The sequence below is a fragment of the Nostoc sp. C052 genome (assembly GCF_013393905.1).
Classification (GTDB): Bacteria; Cyanobacteriota; Cyanobacteriia; order Cyanobacteriales; family Nostocaceae; genus Nostoc.
Genome location: NZ_CP040272.1, coordinates 430,692 through 452,223, shown reverse-complemented (window position 1 = coordinate 452,223; position 21,532 = coordinate 430,692). Strand labels below are relative to the sequence as shown.

General features: G+C 41.6%; 9 protein-coding genes. 8 read left to right on the top strand and 1 reads right to left on the bottom strand.

Annotated elements, in window-relative coordinates; genetic code table 11:
* Window positions 1-54 precede the first annotated feature (54 nt).
* From FD723_RS01860 to FD723_RS01830, 7 genes are all read left to right on the top strand, one after another.
* A complete protein-coding gene (locus FD723_RS01860; RefSeq protein WP_179063844.1) occupies window positions 55-3,336 on the top strand; it encodes a non-ribosomal peptide synthetase in 3,282 nt (1,093 codons plus the stop codon).
* Complete coding sequence (locus tag FD723_RS01855; RefSeq protein WP_179063843.1) at window positions 3,333-7,739, top strand: non-ribosomal peptide synthetase; 4,407 nt, start codon at window positions 3,333-3,335, stop codon at window positions 7,737-7,739. Before FD723_RS01860 ends, FD723_RS01855 begins: the two co-directional genes overlap by 4 nt.
* A gap of 646 nt (window positions 7,740-8,385) precedes the next feature.
* Complete coding sequence (locus tag FD723_RS01850; protein WP_179063842.1) at window positions 8,386-11,784, top strand: DUF4347 domain-containing protein; 3,399 nt, start codon at window positions 8,386-8,388, stop codon at window positions 11,782-11,784.
* Window positions 11,785-12,585: 801 nt separating this feature from the next.
* The gene (locus tag FD723_RS01845; RefSeq protein WP_179063841.1) at window positions 12,586-15,594 is read left to right on the top strand and encodes a peptidase domain-containing ABC transporter; all 3,009 of its coding nucleotides are present in this window, start codon (window positions 12,586-12,588) and stop codon (window positions 15,592-15,594) included.
* Between the two features lie 87 nt (window positions 15,595-15,681).
* Window positions 15,682-17,250, top strand: a complete 1,569-nt coding sequence (locus FD723_RS01840; protein ID WP_179063840.1) for an HlyD family efflux transporter periplasmic adaptor subunit — start codon at window positions 15,682-15,684, stop codon at window positions 17,248-17,250.
* Between the two features lie 140 nt (window positions 17,251-17,390).
* Entirely contained in the window at window positions 17,391-17,888 is a 498-nt protein-coding gene (locus FD723_RS01835) for a DUF427 domain-containing protein (protein ID WP_179063839.1), read from the top strand.
* 243 nt (window positions 17,889-18,131) lie between these two features.
* Entirely contained in the window at window positions 18,132-18,659 is a 528-nt protein-coding gene (locus FD723_RS01830; RefSeq protein ID WP_179063838.1) for a GrpB family protein, read from the top strand.
* A 489-nt stretch (window positions 18,660-19,148) separates the two neighbouring features.
* On the opposite strand, the gene FD723_RS01825 is transcribed toward FD723_RS01830, so the two are convergent.
* Window positions 19,149-20,141, bottom strand: a complete 993-nt coding sequence (locus tag FD723_RS01825; RefSeq protein ID WP_179063837.1) for a metal ABC transporter solute-binding protein, Zn/Mn family — start codon at window positions 20,139-20,141, stop codon at window positions 19,149-19,151.
* Between the two features lie 832 nt (window positions 20,142-20,973).
* On the opposite strand from FD723_RS01825, the gene FD723_RS01820 reads away from it, so the two are divergent.
* Window positions 20,974-21,309, top strand: coding sequence for a hypothetical protein (locus tag FD723_RS01820; RefSeq protein WP_179063836.1), 336 nt, complete (start codon window positions 20,974-20,976; stop codon window positions 21,307-21,309).
* Window positions 21,310-21,532: the final 223 nt, after the last annotated feature.

Genomic DNA, 21,532 nt, shown 5'->3' with positions numbered 1-21,532 from the left:
AAGAAAAATTTAATTTTAACCATATTGAATAAACTGAGAAAATAAGAGAATTTTATGAGCTTATCACCTGTAGATTACCAATCCAGATTGACTGCGGTTGATTTTGATCCATTTGCAGATGGAGAATTACTTCTAACTGCCCCTGCTACAGAATCACAAAAAGAAATTTGGGCTTCTGTGCAAATGGGGGATGCAGCCAATTGTGCTTATAATGAGTCCCAATCTCTGCGACTCAAAGGCGAACTTGATGTCAAAATTCTCCAGTCTGCGATTGAAGAGTTAGTACAACGTCATGAAGCACTGCGGACAACTTTTAGCACCGATGGCAATACACTCTGCATTGTTGCTTCTCGGCAAATTGAAATCCCTATTATTGATCTTTCTAATCTGGAACCACAGGAAAAACAGGACAAATTAGCTAGTATCTTGCGACAAGAAGTAGAGCAACCTTTTGATTTGGAACATGGCCCTCTATTTCGGGCAAAAATTGTCAAATTGCAGCCGCAGGAGCATCTAGCTATTTTGACAGCCCATCATATTATTTGTGATGGTTGGTCTTGGGCAGTGCTGATGCCAGATTTGGGTAAACTATATTCTGGTTTGCAACAGGGTATTGTTCCTGAATTAGAAGAACCAGACTACTTAAGTGAATATGCGACTTTGCAGGAAGAAGAGGCGGATAGTCCAGAAGCGATCGCCACAGAAGAATATTGGTTACAACAATTCGCTGACTCTGTACCTGTGCTGGATTTCCCTAGCGATCGCCCTCGTCCACCACTCAGAACCTTTAACGCCGCTCGCGAAGATTGGCATTTAAATCCCCAATTAGTTGCCAACCTCAAACAACTAGGAACAAAACTCGGTTGTAGCTTTATGACCACTATCCTGGCAGGATTTGAGGTTTGGCTGCACCGTCTGACAGGGCAAAATGACTTGGTTGTAGCTATTCCAGCCGCCGGACAAGCTGCTTTGGGGCAATATAATCTCGTAGGTCATTGTGTAAATTTATTACCCTTGCGTAGCCAAATTGATGGCGAAAAATCTTTCAGCGACTACTTGCAGACGCGGCGATCGGCTGTCTTAGATGCCTACGATCACCAACAATTTACCTTTGGTAGTCTAGTTAAAAAATTAGTTTTGCCACGAGATTCTAGCCGTATTCCCTTAGTTCCAATTACATTTAATATCGATCAGGGTTTAGATAGTGATAAACTCCCCTTCACTGGATTGGAAGTAGAATTTTTCTCTAACCCCCGCGCCTTCGAGAATTTTGAACTGTTCATCAATGCTACGGAATTACGTGGTCAGATGACCCTGGAATGTCAGTACAACACTAACTTATTTGACGCTGACACCATCCGCAACCGGATGGCAGAGTTTGAAACTTTGTTATTAGGTATAGTTGCTAACCCCAATCAAAGTATTGCTAAATTGCCAATTTTACCAGCAGTTGAGCAACAGTTATTAGCAATATGGAACCAGACTCAAACAGAGTATCCCCAAGATAAATCTATTCATCAGTTATTTGAGGAGCAGGTAGAGCGTACCCCAAATGCAATAGCGTTGGTATTTCAAGAACAGCAACTTACTTACCAAGAGTTAAATATTCGCGCGAATCAATTAGCACAATACCTACAAACACTAGGAGTAGGTGCAGATGTGCTTGTGGGAATCTGCGTCGATCGCTCCTTAGAAATGGTGGTAGGTCTTTTAGGGATTCTGAAAGCAGGTGGAGCTTATGTACCACTAGATCCGGGTTATCCCCAAGAACGCTTGGCTTTCATGCTTTCAGACACCCAGATCAAATTATTATTGACCCAAAAACGGCTAGTTGACAAACTACCCGATCACGCAGCAAGTGTAATTTGCCTAGATACCGACTGGGATACTATCAATCAAAAAACATCAGAGAATGTAATTACTAGTGTCAAAGCTAATAACTTGGCTTATGTAATGTACACATCTGGTTCTACAGGTCAGCCCAAGGGTGTTAGTGTTATCCATCAAGGTGTAGTTAGATTAGTCAAAGACACTAATTATGTAAATCTCACTGCCAAAGAAGTATTTCTGCAAATTAGTCCTATTTCCTTTGACGCTTCAACTTTTGAAATTTGGGGTTGTTTGCTTAACGGTGGAAAACTAGTAATATTCCCTCCTCATACCCCATCTTTAGACGAATTAGGACAAATTATTCAGCAATACCAGGTGACAACCCTGTGGCTAACAGCAGGTTTATTCCATCTGATAGTCGATGAAAAAATTGATGCTTTAAAACCCTTAAGTCAACTGTTAGCTGGTGGTGATGTTTTATCTGTTACCCACGTCCAAAAATTTATCAACACAGTCGAAAACTGTAGACTGATTAATGGTTATGGGCCAACCGAAAGTACAACTTTTACTTGCTGTTATGACATTACAGCGCCATTAAAGCCAGGAGCTTCTATTCCTATTGGTCGCCCCATTGCTAATACCCAAGTTTATATTTTAGACTCCCATTTACAACCTGTTCCAATTGGAATTACAGGTGAACTGCATATTGGTGGCGATGGTCTAGCACGAGAATATTTCAATCGCCCGGATCTGACTGCTGAAAGATTTATTGCCAATCCCTTTAGCTCAGATCCCCAATCACGCTTATATAAAACTGGGGACTTAGCTCGTTATTTTCCAGATGGAAAGATTGAATACCTGGGTCGGATTGATAATCAGGTAAAAGTGAGCGGTTTCCGCATAGAATTGGGTGAAATTGAAATCGCACTTTTGCAATATCCAGCAGTTAAAGAAGCAGTAGTAATTGTTCGAGAAGATACTCCTGGTGAGAAATTACTGGTTGGTTATTTTGTCGCAGAAGTTGGTCAAGATAGCCCACAAATAATCTCCGAATTACGGCGATTCTTGAAACAACAACTTCCTGAATATATGGTGCCAAAGATTTTTGTGGCGCTGGAAACCTTGCCGCTAAATGCTAACGGCAAAGTTGATCGTCGGGCACTACCAAAGCCTGATTCTTTGCGTCCAGAACTAGAAGCAAATTATGTAGCGCCTCGTACTTCCATTGAGCAGCAGATTGCAGATATCTGGACACAGGTTTTGAATGTCAATCGGGTTGGGATTTATGACAACTTTTTTGAACTGGGTGGATATTCTCTACTAGGAATTCAAGTGGTTTCTCGACTGCGCCAAGCCTTGCAAGTAGAAATCCTGATGTCCAATTTATTTGAATTACCAACGGTGGCAGAACTGGCTGAACGAGTGGAAACTCTGCGCTGGGCTACCCAAGGAGTTCAGGCTGCTGATAGTGAAACAGCTGATGATTACGAGGAAGGTGAGCTATGAAAACATTAGATGAACTACTATCTGAGCTACGTCAGCGCGATGTCAAACTTTGGTTAGAGGGCGAACGCTTACGCTATCGGGCGGCAAAAGATAGTCTCACGCCGGAATTGCTCACCGAGTTAAAAACTCAAAAAGCCGAAATCATCAACTTTCTAAAACAAATTACTATAGCTGCCAGTTCACAGATTCCCCCAATTGTCGCTTGTGAACGGAATGGCAACTTGCCGCTTTCCTTTGGTCAGCAACGGATATGGTTCCTGCATCAATTTGAACCTAATAGTTCCTCAAATAATATGCCCGTTGTGGTGCGTTTTACGGGAAATCTCAATGTTGCTGTTCTAGAGGAAAGTTTGAGAGAAGTCGTCCGCCGCCATGAAGTTCTGCGGACAACTTTTCCAGCCGTGAATGGTAAGCCTTCTCAAGTAATTGCTACTGATGTTTCTTTGACGCTGCCAATAATTGACTTGCGGCAAGTACCAGATGAAAAAAGAGAGGCTGAAGCTCTCCTACTGGCAACTAAAGAAGCTCATCAACCTTTTGATCTCGCCAATGGCCCGATTTTGCGCGTGCTGTTGCTGAAGTTGAGCGATCGCGAGCATCTGCTAATCTGGAATATGCACTGCATAGTTTGTGATGGAGCTTCCTCTGATGTGTTCTATCAAGACTTCACTACCATCTATAAAGCATTGTCAGCTGGGAAAGCTTCTCCTTTAACCCCCTTACCAGTGCAGTATGCTGATTTTACCAATTGGCAATATCAATGGCTCCAGGGAGAGGTTTTAGAGTCACAGGTAAACTACTGGAAGCAAAAGCTAGAAGGCAATTTACCAATTATTAAGTTACCTTACGATCATCCCCGTCCTCAAGGTGTGCAGACATATCGGGGCGATCGCGCTGCCCTGCTGCTATCAAAGGCGCTGAACCATGCCCTAACAGACCTGAGTCAAAAATGGGGTGTCACCCTGTTCATGACTCTACTGACAGTGTTTGAGCTACTGCTCTACCGTTATTCTGGACAAGAAGACCTACTCATTAGCTTTGCCAGTGCAAGCCGTGGACAAGTAGAAACCGAGCGGCTGATTGGATTTTTCTCTAATACTCTTGTAATGCGGGGTAACTTAGCAGGAAACCCAACTTTCCGACAATTGTTAGACCGCGTGCGTAAGGATTGCTTAGAGGCTTATAGCCATCAAGACTTACCATTTGAGAGACTAATTGAAGAACTTAGACCAGAACAACAAAGTCGGAACAGTTCATCTTTATTTCAAGTAAAGTTCTCTCTCAATCCTCCTTGGTCTAATGGTCGTGGCATGGGAGCAGTGCAACTACCTGATTTGACTATCACTTCTCTATTTGGCTACATTTATCATGGCAAGACCAAATACGATCTGACATTAGTCTTGCGGGAACAGGATAATGGTCTGGGCATGGTATTTGATTACAATGCCGAGATGTTTGATGCCAGTACCATAGAGCGGATGTTGGGACACTTCAAAACTTTACTCGAAGGTATTGTTGCTAATCCCGATCTGCCGATATCTGAATTACCTCTGTTGACAGCAGGTGAACAACATCAAGTGTTGGTTGATTGGCATGGTAAACAGGCTAATTATCCCCAGAATACTTGTATTCATCAGTGGTTTGAGGCTCAAGCCAAACGAACTCCAAATAATATTGCAGTAAGTTTTAAAAATCAGCAACTAACCTATCAGGAACTCAACCAGCGTGCAAATCAACTAGCCCGCTATTTGCAAACTCTAGGGGTAAAATCGGGGGTACTCGTTGGTCTGAATCTAGAGCCTTGCCTAGATGCGATTGTGGGGCTGTTGGGTGTTTTGAAAGCAGGGGGAACCTACGTATCCATAGCTCCGACATCTGGGCAAGATAGCTTGGCTTTCATTTTAGAAGATGCTCAAATATCCTTAGTGTTAACCCAAAGCTCATTGGTTGAGAAACTCTCTGAGCATCAGGCGCAAATTATCTGTTTGGATAGAGATTGGGAAAGTATTGCCGTACACACGACTGAAAATCTAGGATATTACACCACAGATCAGACTCTCGCTTGTGTGATGTATGTATCCGGCTGTGATGGAAAACCCAACGGTATAGCCATTACTCACCGTAACCTTGTCACCCACAGCTTGGCAATTAGCGAAACTTGGGAGTTGACTGAGCGCGATCGCCTACTACTAATATCTAGTATCAGTTGCGATTCTTTCATTGAATCACTTTTCCCCACTTGGATTGCTGGTGCTACTGCAATTATCCAGCCTCAAGAGTTACAAAACTCGACGGCGCAGTTTTTCCCATTCATTGCTCAACAACAGATTAGCGTTGTCAATTTACCTACTTCTTTTTGGTATGAGTTAGTTAACGAGCCATCTATATCTCCACAAACCTTGCCACTCAGCTTACGCTTAGTCATGGTTGGTGGTGAAAAAGTCTCACGCTATGCCTATTTAACTTGGGTAGAAAAAGTTGGCAAGCGATCGCGCTGGCTAAATGCTTATGGATCGCTAGAAACAACTTTAACCGCCACGATTTACGATCCTGAAACTGCCACTGAAGCCAGTAACACTCGGTCAGAAATTCCCATAGGGAAAGCGATCGCCAATACCAAAATCTACATTCTCGATCGGCGATCGCAACCAGTGCCAATTGGCATTCCTGGCGAAATCTACATCAGCGGTATTGGTACTGCACAAGGCTACTTTAACCGTCCAGACTTAACATCTGAGAAATTTATCCCCAATCCCTTTAGCAGTGAATCTGGAGCATATCTTTACAGAAGTGGCGATTTAGGACGCTATTTAAGCGATGGCAATATTGAGTTTTTGGGCCGTCTAGACAATCAGGTAAAAATCCACGGTTTTCGCATTGAGTTGGCTGAAATTGAAACAATTATCAGTCAATATCCAGGCGTGCAAAAAACTGTGGTGATTGTCAAAGAAGATGTTCCAGAGGATAAACATTTGGTTGCTTATCTTGTTCCCCAACAAGGAGAGACTTTGGAAAATGAGCAACTGCTGAATTTTCTCCAACAAAAGCTACCTGAGCATTTGTTGCCTTCTGACTTTGCCATAGTGGATTCTCTGCCATTGAATGCTAATGGCCAAGTTGATCGCCAAGCCTTACCTGCGCTTAATCCAACTAATTCTAAAATAGAAAAAACATTTGTCGCAGCAGAAGAGCCATTGCAAATTCAGCTAACTGAAATTTGGGAAAATGTTTTAGGAATTCGCCCAATTGGAATAACAGATAACTTTTTTGATTTAGGTGGACACTCACTAATTGCAGTTCGTCTTTTTGCTGAAATTGAAAAGATAGTTGGCAAAACCCTGCCTCTATCTATTCTTTTACAAGCTCCAACTATTGAGAAATTAGCTAACCTGATCGGTGAAAAGTCACTCTCCATTCAACCGAATTCTGAGCCGCAACAGGGTTCATTTAAAAGTTTTTTAGGCAAAGCGATCGCCAGATTTTCAAAGAGCAATAATTCACCACTGAAAAAGTTAATAGTTGAAGATGAAAATCAAGCTAACCTCAAAACTGGAGAATGGCTACCTTGGTCATCACTAGTACCTCTTCAAACCAACGGTGATAAACCACCTATATTTTGTGTACATGGTGCTGGTGAAAGTATCCTTTATTATCGCGACTTTGCTAACTATCTCGGTTCCAATCAGCCATTTTATGCCCTACAAGCTAGAGGTGTAGATGGAAGAGAAGCTCCCCTGACGCGAGTTGATAAAATGGCGGCTCACTATATTAAAGAGATCCAAACTATTCAACCCCAAGGGCCTTATTTTTTAGGAGGCTACTCTTTTGGTGGTCTAGTAGTTTGGGAAATGGCTCAACAGCTAGTGGCGCAGGGTCAAAAAGTTGCTTTGCTAGCGATATTTGATACTAGTAGTCCAACTTGTCGCAAAACTACTATCAAACCAATACCAACGCCAAAGCGAATTTCTCGACATTTGAACAATCTTTTAGAAGTTGGGCCTACCTACATTCTTGAGCAAATAGAAGGAAAGAGCAGCTGGCTTGAGTATATGCTCAAACAAAGACTACAGAAGTTTGCCTTTAAAGTTTACCTGAACGTATCCCGGATCTTACCCTATGCCTATCGCAAACAAGTAAAAATTAAAGATTTTAACAAACAGGCTGCTAAGGAATATGTTCCAAAAGCTTATATAGGTCGAGTCACTGTATTTCGAGCAGAAGAACGCCCCATAACTAATGGACAAGAAGTAGATCCGAATATGGGTTGGAGTGAATTGGCTTTAGGAGGTTTGGATATCCAACATGTTCCAGGAAACCACTTCTCCATTTTTAACGAACCCTATGTCAAATCTTTGTCAGAAAAAATGAAGGTTTGCATAGAACAAGCTATTGCAGAAATCTGAATCTTTCTCGATTAGAGGCAGCAGTTCTTTAGTCATACATTCCCACTCTTGAGACTGGGAAAGAGGAAACACAAGCCTTTGGACTTTTCTTAGTGCTATTTGATTATTATAAATCCTCATCTCCCTTGCGGGATGGGGTTATTTTATTGGCGGGTAATAACTTTTAATAGCACCTTAATAATACATGTATGCGATCGCTCATAAAGCTTTTGGATAAGTTCTAAACCCTTGCTTAGTCAGTGTTGGAGACAATAAAACTAAATCGACTCATCCCGCTTCTAGTAGTTCGCTTTCGTGACTTGGCAGGGTAAAGAATAAGGGGGAAGGTGGGGTCCTCTCTGGGGATAAGGGGCGGGGGGAAAGGGTTTAAATCTCTTACCCTTTTCCCTTTCCCCTTTCCCCAGTCCTCACAAGCGCATTTTTGGGTTGGCAGACTACTAGGATGTGTTTATTCGATTTTGGCTAGCAAAATAGACCCAACATGAACCAAAACAGTGATTTTACTGAAGTTGAATATTGGATTTTTGTATAAGTTTGATGATTGACTCCTCTGCTATGCCGCCAAAAAATTTTGCTTCTACCTGATTTCTGAGGATACATAGCAACGGTTGCAAGGAAAAAACTGTTAATTAATATAAGAGTAATTATGTCAGACACCATTCTTATTGCGATCGCTACCCAGTCAACTCAAAACGTGTACGAAAAAATATCTACTACTCACTTAGTTTTCATCGATCCACAGGTTGAAAACTACCAAAGTCTGGTAGCGGGTGTCTTGCCAAATTCTACTGTTTTTATTTTAGACGCTGACCAAGACGGCATTGAGCAAATTAGCCAAGTGCTGGCAACTCATCGCCAAATCAACAGCCTGCACATTGTTTCTCACGGCGCACCAGGGCAAGTCTACCTGGGGAACAGTCAACTCAGCTACGAAACCCTCAACCGTTATGCTTGGCAACTCACGGGTTGGGCAAATGCTTTGAGCGCAGATGCACAACTGCTGTTGTATGGTTGCGAAGTCGGGCAAACAGAGCAAGGTAAAGCATTTGTACAACGTCTGAGTGAATTAACAGGTGCAGTAGTAGCGGCATCTGATGACTTAACGGGGAGTACTGCATTAGGTGGTGACTGGGAGCTGGAGGTTTCTACAGGGGCAATTATTCCTACTCTGGCGTTTCGGGCAGAAGTAATGGCAGCCTATGCTTCAGTACTAGGTATAGTAGTGCTTGACACCAGCTTCAACACTACTGGCAAGGTAACAACCGACTTTAATAGCAACGATGACTCTGGTAACAGTATCACCGTGCAAGCTGACGGCAAGATTCTTGTGGCGGGAACTAGCTATAACGGGACAGATTATGACTTTGCCGTAGTGCGTTACAACAGCGATGGCACTCTCGACACCAACTTCAACACTACTGGCAAGGTAACAACCGACTTCAATAGCAACGATGACTCTGGTAACAGTATCACCGTGCAAGCTGACGGCAAGATTCTTGTGGCGGGAACTAGCTATAACGGGACAGATTATGACTTTGCCATAGTGCGTTACAACAGCAATGGCACTCTCGACACCAACTTTAACACCACTGGCAAGGTAACAACCGACTTCAATAGCAACGATGACTCTGGTAACAGTATCACCGTGCAAGCTGACGGCAAGATTCTTGTGGCGGGAACTAGCTATAACGGGACAGATTATGACTTTGCCATAGTGCGTTACAACAGCAATGGCACTCTCGACACCAGCTTCAACACTACTGGCAAGGTAACAACCGACTTTAATAGCAATCATGACTTTGGCAGAAGTATCACCGTGCAAGCTGACGGCAAGATTCTTGTGGCGGGATCTGCTTATAACGGGACAAATAATGACTTTGCCATAGTGCGTTACAACAGCAATGGTACTCTCGACACCAGCTTCAACACTACTGGCAAGGTAACAACCGACTTTGATACCAATGATGACTCTAGCTACAGTGTCACCGTGCAAGCTGACGGCAAGATTCTTGTGGTGGGAACTAGCAATAACGGGACAAATAATGACTTTGCCATAGTGCGTTACAACAGCGATGGTACTCTCGACACCAGCTTCAACACTACTGGCAAGGTAACAACCGACTTTGATACCAATGATGACTCTAGCTACAGTGTCACCGTGCAAGCTGACGGCAAGATTCTTGTGGTGGGAACTAGCAATAACGGGACAAATAATGACTTTGCCATAGTGCGTTACAACAGCGATGGCACTCTCGACACCAACTTCAACACTACTGGCAAGGTAACAACCGACTTTAATAGCAATGATGACTCTGGCAACAGTATCACCGTGCAAGCTGACGGCAAGATTCTCGTGGCGGGAACTAGCAATAACGGGACAGATAATGACTTTGCTGTAGCGCGTTATTTGGTCAACCAAGTTCCAGAGGTAGCGAATGCAATTCAGGATAAAGAAGCTACTGAAGATAGTGTCTTCAACTTCGTAGTTCCAGTTGACACATTCAGTGATGCAGATGCTCAAGACATCCTCACTTACACTGCAACTCTGGCAAATGATGACCTATTACCCACTTGGTTGAACTTCAATCCTGATACCCTTACCTTCAGTGGCACTCCCACAAGTCAGGATGTGGGTAGTCTAGACATCAAAGTTACCGCTAAAGATATTGCTGGAGATCAAGCCAATGATGTATTTACACTTGCAGTTAATAATGCCAATAAAGCTCCAGAGGTGGCAAATGAAATTCAAGATCAAGAAGCCACCGAAGATAGTGTCTTCAACTTTGTAGTTCCAGTTGACACTTTTAGTGATGAAGATGCTGGAGATATCCTGACTTACACTGCAACTTTGGCAAATGATGATTTACTACCCACTTGGTTGAAGTTCAATCCTGATACTCTTACCTTCAGTGGAACTCCTAAAAATAAGGATGTGGGTAGTCTAAACATCAAAGTTACTGCTAAAGATATTGCTGGAGATCAAGCCAGTGATATCTTTACACTTGCAGTTGATAAAAAGACAACTGTTAATATCCAATCCATTAGCCTACTGACAAAAATTACAGGCGATATCTTTAGTGTTAAGACTAAACTCAACATTAAAGGTGATAAAGCAAAACTCTCAATCAAGATTAAAACCAAGACCTCCAAACAGATGGATGAACTGTGTGTATTTAATGTTGATGATGATGAAGGTAAGATTGATGGCATAGCCCCTGGTGCAGAAGGCTATGCAAAAGCGGCTCTTTTGCGTTCCAAGGTGATTTTCTGTTCCCTTGGCAATTCACCTAATGGTTTTAGTAGTGCCGACTTGACAAACATCTTAGAATTTGAGTCTAATACCAAACTCCGATTCTACATGATATCCAACAGTACAACTCAGGCTGTACTGTCTGGAAAAGCCTCTTTCTCAAGTGTGGTTTTTTCCTCAGTTACCAATAGTAACACAGAAGATGAAGGATTTTCTCTCAACTTCCAGAATTTGGTTGTCACAGTTCAAGCAACAAATCAACAGGTAACTTTGGGTACAGGTTTGCAAGGCAAAAAGGAAGGGGAACTGATTGATTTACGGGATGTGACACAATCAGTAAAGGCTGATTTTAAGGTTCACAGAGAAGCTGCATTCAACAACTTTGTGGGATTCTATAAAGTTGCTGATGAGAATGGTGGTATTGACACGAATGGCGATGGTAAAGCAGATATTCTCGTTGGACAAGCAGGTTACACCGAAGCCGCCATGCGTGGACGTGTTGCAGGCATTGATTTGACAGTGAGCAACCAAGGTACAGCCTCTTACATCGGCAATTTTGGGGCTGATTCGCTGTTTGCACCATTTATTATTGTGGACGGTAGACCCGATGCTGTTCTCAATGGTAATGCCAATAAGAACGTTTACTTCTCATTCTTGGGTGCCAACTCAGATAAGGTCGATCACATTCGACTGTTGGGAAATAACACCTTTGGTTTTGAGGATTTACCGAATGGTGGTGATAAAGATTACAACGATGTGATTGTGCAAGTAAATTTAAGTGCCAATCTTGCTTAAAATCGGGTAATTACTGAGCAAAATCCAACAACCTCATCCCATCTGTGGGGTGGGGTTATTTTATGCGTATCGATGCAAATGACTTCATGTTAATTAAACTAGTAAATTTACTGAAGGCAGTTCTTGTCTTTCCTTCATAAATTTAATAGTTGATTCCTCTTGGGGCGCAAAAAATCTTTGCCTTTACTTTTATTATTAAATTAGGCTAGCAAAAAAGTGATGAAGAATTCTTTCATAATCGCTCATGGGTACTATTTAACAAGGAAAGTTCATTGTCTTTCGCCATCAATGATACTGTCAATCCCTGTATTCAAGAATTTGTAAAACATAATTCAGAAATTTAAAGTTTTTTTATTACATAATTCTTAACTAGGGTATTTACTTAGGAAAACATCTGTGATACTTTCAGGTTGATTATCATAAAAAAAATAGGCAGCCCTAAGTTTAACAACCGCGTTTCTGTATCTTGGTTTGATGATGAGCATCCGTCCTGCATACTTGCAATACTAAATATTGATTTTAAACTTGTATAAATTATGTAGCGTTAACCAAGTGATAACTTGTCCTCGACCTATTTACACTATCTTTGTTTTGAACAATAGATAGAAGTAGGAACCGTGTTAAGTGAATACAGGTATGAAATTAGACAAAAGTAACCTCTGCGATTTAACAAAATTAGGCAACCTAAATGCCACATAAGTCTTACTGTAGCTGGCATAAAATCAAATACTGCCACTGTTAATAAAAGAGATACTGGGTAATATTCTCAGCCTTATTCTTCACTTTTACCTTCGATTTGATATGACTTATATTAAGAGCACTTTTCCTGAATTTCTCACCACCCTAGAGGGGTTTGATCGGTTACCAGATGGAGCGATCGCTAATTTATCAGAACAACTACAAGCCTGGCGCTATCGCATAGGTCAGAAAATCATCGGTAAAGAAAGTCTCCCAGAACGCATCACCATCATTTATGAGGGACAAGTGCGGCTATTGGGATACGACCCCCAGACGCAAATGCCAATCACCCTGAAATTACTGCAACCAGGGGAAATTATTGGCGAAATTGGTTTGTTGCGCGATGTCCCCTGTGAAACAGCGATCGCTTCCACCGAAGTAGTATGTTTAACCTTGAGTGCATCAGCATATTTTAGCTTTCTGGCTTCATACCCAGCCTTTGCCGAAGCTCGTAAGAACCGCAGTTATTTGGCCGAAGTTTTCGATATTCTCGGTTCCTATTGGCAAAAGCAAGCGATCGCTACCTTAAATCTCAGAGAACTGGCAGAAAAAGCCTTACCAAAGGCGAAAATACATTACCTCCCTTCAGGAAAAACTCCATTCAACCAACTGGATAGCGAAAGCATCTGGTTTGTCAGTGGCGGTGGTGCAATCACAGATTTGTCACCAGGCGATCGCCTAGAATCAGACGACGATCGAGATAATATTCAGGTCATAGGTCAAAACCCCGCGCGCTTGATTGGTATAAATCCGTCAGATTTGCTCTTAGAAGATAATAGTCATCAGATAGAACTTGTGGTTAGTGACACCACATCAGCAGATAGCCTACAGAAATTAGATATCCCCTACGCATCAGACGAAATAGTTCCACAAACAGCCCTCCCAAATTCAAAGAATTCGCCAAAACAAAAATACCCATTTTTTGGTGGTAAAGGAGAACTAAATTCAGCCTTCGCCTGCTTCCAAATGATCGCGAAGCACCTAGAAATGCCGTTTCGGCGAGAGGTGGTTCGCCGCATCTTAACTGAGCAAGTCAAACGCCAGGGGACTATATCGTTTCAAGTAACCGCTTACCTGGCAGAGTCCATTGGACTGAAAGCCCAGTTAATAGAGCTACCAGTCGCTTCCGTAACGCGCATTCCGACACCTGCGCTCATTCGCTATGGTGATAGTTTTGCCGTCTTATATGCAGCTGATGCCAATACCGTGGTTGTAGGTGTGCCATCTCAAGGAATTGTGCGCTGCAAACCCGCTCAATTGGTTGAACAATTAGAGGTTGATCCAACCAACTTTCCGCCCCAAGTTAGGGTATTACTACTCAGTGCTACTAAAGAAACACCCCAAGAACGCTTTAGTTTACGGTGGTTTATACCCTATTTGTCACGCCACCGTCGAGTCCTGATAGAGGTCTTTATCGCTTCCTTTTTCGTGCAATTGGCAGCGTTGGCAAATCCCCTAGTTGTTCAGTTAATTATCGACAAAGTTATCACTCAAAATAGTATTGGCACACTACATATTTTGGGGGTTTTACTCTTAGTAGTTGGGCTATTTGAAGCAGTATTGACTACCTTAAGAACCTACCTATTTGTCGATACTACTAATCGGATTGATATGGGTTTAGGGTCACAAATTATTGACCATCTACTACGTCTACCGCTGCGCTATTTTGAACGCCGACCGGTGGGTGAACTTTCTACTCGCATCAACGAACTAGAAAATATCCGCCAATTTCTCACGGGTACTGCCTTAACAGTAGGGTTAGATGCTCTGTTCTCGGTGGTCTATATCGGTGTAATGCTGATTTACAGTTGGCAACTCACCTTAGTTGGCTTAAGCACAATTCCCGTATTTGTGGTAATTACTTTAGTTGCTTCTCCCACTATTAGCAGACAGCTACGTGCCAAAGCCGAACGCAACGCCGAAACTCAATCTTATTTAGTGGAGGTGATGTCAGGAATTCAAACAGTAAAAGCGCAAAATATCGAATTGCGATCGCGCTTTTCCTGGCAAGAGCGTTATGCCCGATTTGTCGCCGCTGGTTTTAAAACAGTTGTGACTTCTACCCTTGCAAATTCTACCAGTAACTTTCTCAACAAACTCAGCAGTTTACTAGTTTTGTGGGTAGGAGCTTATTTAGTTCTCCAACAACAATTAACATTAGGCGAATTAATTGCCTTTAGGATTATATCGGGTTACGTCACCAGCCCAATATTACGTTTAGCTCAACTTTGGCAAAGTTTCCAAGAAACTGCCTTGTCTCTAGAACGTTTAAGCGATATTGTCGATACACCACAAGAAGGAGAAACAGACCGCTACAATATACCCTTACCTACCATTAAGGGAGCAGTCAAATACGAAAATGTTTCCTTCCGTTTTGGTACAAGCGGCCCTCTACAACTTTCTAATGTCAACCTCGAATTTGAGCCAGGGAAATTTATCGGCATTGTCGGACAAAGCGGTTCTGGTAAAAGTACGATGATGAAATTACTGCTGAGACTTTACGATACTGAGTCCGGCAGAATATTGATTGATGGTTATGATATTGCCAAAGTGGAACTTTATTCACTGCGACGACAAATAGGCGTAGTTCCCCAAGAGACATTATTGTTTGACGGCAGCGTTCAGGAAAATATTGCCCTAACCAATCCCGATGCCACAACCGAAGAAATTATCGAAGCGGCTCAGGTTGCATGCGCTCACGAGTTTATCATGAACTTACCCAACGGGTATAACACGCGGGTGGGAGAGCGGGGTTCTGCACTTTCAGGTGGACAAAGACAAAGAATTGCGATCGCTCGTTCAGTTTTACAAAGACCAAAACTATTAGTTTTAGACGAAGCAACCAGTGCATTAGATTATCCCACAGAACGGCAAATCTGTCTCAACTTAGCCAAAGCATTCAAGGGCGATACGGTATTTTTTATTACCCACCGACTGAATACCGTCAGTAATGCAGACATGATTGTTGTGATGGATAACAGCAGGGTTATAGAGCAAGGCAGCCATCAGGAATTAATGGCTACCAAGGGTCATTATTATTACCTGTATCAGCAACAAGATGTAAACTTGTAATTAGTCATTCCTGGGGGCAAAGGTTTTTGGCATCGGGAAACATTGCCCACCCTACAAAAAATCCAAAATCTAAAATCCCAAATCGTTATGACTCAACTTAATGGCAATCACCTCAACGGCAATCAGAAAAACGGAGTGAAGCAAGATTCACAGGTACTCACAAAACAACAGAAAGCTGCTCAACAGTCTTTAAATAACTCAAGCACTCAAGAATTTGAGCAATCTATTGTCTTGCGCCAATCTCCAATTTGGTCGCGTACAATCATGGTTACACTCATAGGACTAGCCTGTTTTGGAATTGCTTGGACTTATTTTGCAAAAATTGAGCAAGTAGTGCCAGCAACAGGACAATTAAAGCCGCAAGGAACAGTAAAAGAAGTTCAAGCTCCTGTTAGTGGAGTGGTGAAAACAGTTAATGTTAAAGATGGACAAGAAGTTAAGCCAGGAGATTTGTTGCTAACTTTTGATTCTATCGCTTCTGTAGCCGAATTAAATTCTTTGAAGAAAATTCGCCTTGCATTAATTAAAGAAAACCAGATTTATCGTCGATTGATGAGTGCAAGTACCGCCACAGGATCGGAATTGTTATATCTGCGCGGTAATTTACCACAAGAAACTGCTTTTCTATTAAAAAGTCGAGCCGCCTTAGTAGCAGAAAATGAATTATTTCGGACTCAATTAAAAAACTCTGGTCAAGATTCTGGATTGGGAATTGATGAACAACAACTTCTACGAGTAGCCAAAAAAGAATTAGACTCTCGTGCTTCTGCGGCACTATTTGAAGTAGAAAAAACCAAAAAACAATTTACTCAAAACCAAATTAAACTGGAAGATAGTAAATCAAGTTTAGCTATTCAACAGGGAATTTTAGAGAAGCTGAAGATATTAGCAGAAGAAGGTGGTATTTCTCAACTTCAGTATCTCAACCAGCAACAAGAAGTACAAAACCGCACGGCAGAAGTAGCGCAACTAGGTGAAGAACTAAAACGCCTCCAGTTTGATATAGAAAAAGGACAACAAGAAGCAAGTAATACGGTGGCTGTTTCTGATAAAAATATTTTGGATAAAATAGCTGATAACAAACAGCGTATTGCCACAATTGATAGCCAATTCATGAAAGTTTTGCTGGATAATGAGCAGCGTTTGGCAGATGTCAATAGTAAAATATCTCAATCGCAATTAAACGTTAAATATCAAGAACTCCGTGCGCCTGTGGCTGGAACAGTTTTCGATTTACAAGCAAAAAACCCTGGATTTGTAGCAACTCCGACTACTAAATTGCTGCAAATTGTCCCCAATGAAAGCTATATAGCTGAAGTTTTCATCACTAACAAAGATATTGGATTTGTGCGAAAAGGTATGAAGGTAGATGTCAGAATTGACTCCTTTCCTTACAGCGAGTTCGGCGATATCAAAGGGGAAGTGATTGGCATAGGTTCAGACGCATTACCGCCAGACCAAACCCATCAGTTTTACAGATTTCCGGCAAAAGTCTCATTAGATAAGCAATCTTTAGTAATTAAGGGTAAAAACGTCACCTTGCAATCAGGTATGTCCATCAGTGCCAATATAAAAGTGCGTGAAGAACGGACTGTGCTTAGTTTATTCACTGAGTTATTTACCAAGCAAGTTGATGCTCTTAAAGAAGTACGATAAAGAGTGTTGAGTTAAAAGACCGCAGTGACTCCACAAGGAGAGTTGCTGCTTCATTTAGTACATAAATACTAAGTATTTTTCCTCGCTCAATACTCAGCACAGTCTAAACGCCCCGCTAAAAGCACTCAGCACTCTTAATAATGGTTAATTCTCAACGTATCGAACCTGCTCCCGGACAAGAATCAGTTTGGGATTACCCCCGTCCTCCTCGTCTGGAGGACACAAATAAACATATCCAAATAATCTTTAACGGAGTAATAATTGCAGATACCCACAATGCTAAACGTGTTTTAGAAACTAGTCATCCTCCTTCTTACTACATTCCCCCTGCGGATATCAAAATGGAATATCTACATCTGACTCCGCAATCTAGTTTTTGTGAGTGGAAGGGAAGCGCTAATTACTATACAATCCGAGTTGGTGAAAAAGAAGTCCATAATGCTGCTTGGTTTTACCAAAATCCCACACCAGCCTTTGAATCTATCAAGGACTATGTAGCTTTTTACGCTCATGTCATGGATAAATGTTACGTGAATGGCGAAGAGGTGCAACCACAACCAGGTAACTTCTACGGTGGTTGGATAACCAGTGATATTGTTGGGCCATTTAAAGGCACTCCTGGTACTTGGGGATGGTGAGTCAATTTTAGATTTTAGATTTTAGATTTTGGATTTTGGATTCAATAGTAAGTGAAGTAGACCTCTTGCAAAAGTGCCTTTTGCAAGAGATGGGGAAAGGGGGAAAGGTTAAAGGGGAATGTTAATTCTATCCCCTTTCCCTTTAACCCTTACCCTTTACCCGACTTATGCAAGAAGTCTAGTGATGTGTGATGTCTTACACATCTTACGTCTCCACGTTAAAAAAATTTTTGCTAAATCCTGATGAAAATAGAAGTAGTGCCGCATGATTCGACATGGCGCAGCAAATTTGACCATGAATCAAAGCGCGTTGCGCTTATACTAGGTGAAAATGTAGTTGCTATTCACCATATTGGTAGCACAGCCATTCCACATATCTACGCGAAACCCATTATTGATTTGCTGGTTGAAGTTGAAAATATTGCCAAATTAGATGATTGTAGTTTGGGTATGGAAGCGTTAGATTATGAAGTAATGGGTGAGTTTGGCATACCAGGTCGCCGCTTCTTTCGTAAGAATAATATCATAGGTACAAGGACGCATCATATCCACATCTTCACGGCTAAATCATCGGAAGTAAAACGACACTTAGTATTTCGAGATTACATGAATGCACATCCCAAAGATGCACAGAAATATAGTGAATTAAAACGTGAGTTAGCAAAGCAGTATCCTAACGATATCATCGGATATATGGATGGGAAAGATGAGTTCATCAAAGAGATACAAAGTAAAGCATTGGTATGGTGGACACCTGATAAATCTCAATAACACAATCCCTTTTACCCATCTTCCCTACACCAATTATGTCTTCAAAAGAATAGACTAATAAACGCAAGTTTTCTGCAATTTTAGAAAATCTGGTATAGCGTTTCCCGACAAGGGTAAGGTACACCTGCAATACTTTTCAGTTAAGTATTTTTAACTCAGAATCGGGTTTTGGGTAAAGGGTAAAGGGTAAGATTTAAAGGTTTTTTCTTTCCCTTTTCTCTTTCCCCTTTTCCCCTTAACCGAGAATTATTGGGTACACCTGTAGGGGCAATAGCCTACGGGAAGCTGCTTTGCGTCTACGTGAATTGCCCCTACACCTTGCAATACAGCACTTACGGCTATTATGCAATACAGTTTTTCTCCTTGCCCTCTCCTATCAAAGCTTTCAGATTTAAGGATGTACCTCATAGCTGCCGGAAGTGCTATATAATCTTATACCTCACATGAATGGGATCTGCTATATTTAGAATTACTAAATTGATGTTATGGCTATCTAGCAGGTTTCGCTTCAAACATCAAATACGTCCCTCCAAGTCCTTCCACAATTGTGCGTGTATTGGCAATCATCATTCTCTGATAGGTATCACCGTCGCTTCCTGGTTCGCCAAGTCCCTCAGCATAAAGCTTCCTTTTAGAAATTTTTACATCGGCTTCTGTGGCTACAGATTGAATCAAATTAGGATTAATTTCCACCTCAGCAAAAATTGTTGATACTTTAGCCCGCTTAATGTAAATAGCCAAATTTTTGACTCGTTCGGCTGTCAGTTTTTCGTTAGTATTAATACCTTGCAATCCGCCTGCCAATGAAAGACCGTATGCTTTGGCGTAATAACTCAGTGCATCAGAGGTTGTAACTAACTTGCGTTCTTTGGTAGGAATACTGGCAATTCTTGACTTAATCCAGCTATCTAGTTGAGTGAGTTCATTCGTGATTTTTTTAGTATTGCTGGTATAAGCTTCTGCATCATTAGATTCTAATTTTCTCAGATTAGTATTAATTACCTCCACCATTCTGATAGTATTTTTGGCATTGTGCCAAAGATGTGGATCAGTTACACTCTTATCACCTATCTGAAATCTTTGTGGCTTAGGCACTGCCAGTTGACCGACAGCTATTTTCGGTGCAGAGTTTTTAGTAGCTTTAATTAACTTGATCAGATTTGGTTCAAAATTGTAACCAGTATAAAGAATAAGATTAGCTCGCTCAATGGCTTTACGATCTTCCGGTTTTGGTTTATAAAATTGCGGGTCGGCAGTAGGAGAAATTAAGCAGGTGAGGTTAACTGTATTCCCGGCAACCTGTCGGGTTAAGTCACACAATACACTTGTAGTTGCTACAACTTGGGGGAGATTCTCATTTACCTGGGCGGTAGTCTGAGTAAATGCAGTTCTTGCAGCTTGATTTCCACATCCAACAAATCCAATTGTCAATGCAACAAGAATAGCTGGAAAAAAATTATTCAACGGTGCTTTTTTTAACATCCTCAACTCCTACTGGATGTGTAAGAAAAATAATCATTATTATTCAAGTATTGGTGAAATACTAGGGAAAAGTCTTCAGCAGGTTAAATTTAAAGTGAGATGCAGAGGCCCCATGCTTATAAAAGGGAAAAGGTTAAGCCAATAGGAATTATATAGACTCTTCCCTTTCCCACTTTCCCCAGACCACACGCAGTACTTTCTGGTTGATGAACCACTAGTACTGCAAGGCGCAATTCAAAGTTCAGAATTTAAAACGAATACAGCGTAAGGATTTCATTGATTTAGAATAGGTGGTTTATTTACGCCGTGTTGTACTAGTGAGGTTTTTAGAGGCAAAATATTAGTTAACTTCACGCGACAGGCTGGAAAACTGGAGAGGTAGAAGCACAAGAATAAAAGCGATGCTGGGGAGCCTCCAAGGGTGCAATTCTCTCACCATCTGTTGAAGGGGCTAGGCCATTATGCTTGCACACCACAAAGGTCGCAAATTGACTAGGATTATCAGCTTGAGGAGTGGAATGTAGTCATGATGGGGCTTATTAAGCATACGGGTTGATTTCGCAAACCGAGTCGTGAATCTAAGGCAATTGTAGCTGTGGTTTTGCAATGTGTGGATATATCGTTGTTACAAAATTGGCAAATTGGCGAGTTTTTAGCCATCAGCCTTTGTTACACTAATTTTCACCTAGTAAAGCCTTGCAATACTTTATTACTATAATCTAGGTTGTACTTTGCGCCATAATTTTTATCCTCTAGTTTCTTCATCATTAAATCAGAGCCAAATCAAGTATATAGAACAATTCCTCAAAGCTAATCTTGGTGAAGATAAACAATGATAATTTTAGTTACCCTAATTAACACCCTGATTTCGGTGATACTACTCTATGTGGCTTGGCGGGTGTGTCAACTAAAGCAGCAGCTAGCATACATCGCAGATAGGTTAAGCGCCTATGAAAGTTGTACCCATGCAGCACTGAACAAAGCACCCGAAAATATTTATCTCAGCCAGCAGAATATTTATAACTTACGGCAGAGAAATCAAGCGCTACAAATACAAATTCAACAAGTGCGGCAAATTATCAGTCTACTTTTGCTAGGACGGCAAATCTGGCAGCGTTATTTTCCGAAGCTAGAGTTAATATCTGGGAAAAGAACAGTTGCAAAATGAGTTATGCCAGGTTCACATAAACATTTATAATTAGGGCTGATATGGAGATCATCTAGCTTGCTTGCTGAAGGTGTGGGGGCTACCGCCCTTGGTACAGCATCTCCATTAGGAGAAGGGTACGGAACTACGGGGATGTGTTAATACAAAGAGAGGCCCGCCAGAAGCTTTATCGGAGATATTAAGACTTTGGGAGACATGAAAAATTTGGAATTATAAGTAATTA

Bases quoted from the DNA above. Each gene is read 5' to 3' on its own strand.
- FD723_RS01820 (WP_179063836.1), top strand. From the start codon at position 20,974: ATGATAATTTTAGTTACCCTAATTAACACCCTGATTTCGGTGATACTA.
- FD723_RS01845 (WP_179063841.1), top strand. From the start codon at position 12,586: ATGACTTATATTAAGAGCACTTTTCCTGAATTTCTCACCACCCTAGAG.
- FD723_RS01825 (WP_179063837.1), bottom strand. From the start codon at position 20,141: ATGTTAAAAAAAGCACCGTTGAATAATTTTTTTCCAGCTATTCTTGTT.
- FD723_RS01860 (WP_179063844.1), top strand. From the start codon at position 55: ATGAGCTTATCACCTGTAGATTACCAATCCAGATTGACTGCGGTTGAT.
- FD723_RS01850 (WP_179063842.1), top strand. From the start codon at position 8,386: ATGTCAGACACCATTCTTATTGCGATCGCTACCCAGTCAACTCAAAAC.
- FD723_RS01835 (WP_179063839.1), top strand. From the start codon at position 17,391: ATGGTTAATTCTCAACGTATCGAACCTGCTCCCGGACAAGAATCAGTT.
- FD723_RS01830 (WP_179063838.1), top strand. From the start codon at position 18,132: ATGAAAATAGAAGTAGTGCCGCATGATTCGACATGGCGCAGCAAATTT.
- FD723_RS01840 (WP_179063840.1), top strand. From the start codon at position 15,682: ATGACTCAACTTAATGGCAATCACCTCAACGGCAATCAGAAAAACGGA.
- FD723_RS01855 (WP_179063843.1), top strand. From the start codon at position 3,333: ATGAAAACATTAGATGAACTACTATCTGAGCTACGTCAGCGCGATGTC.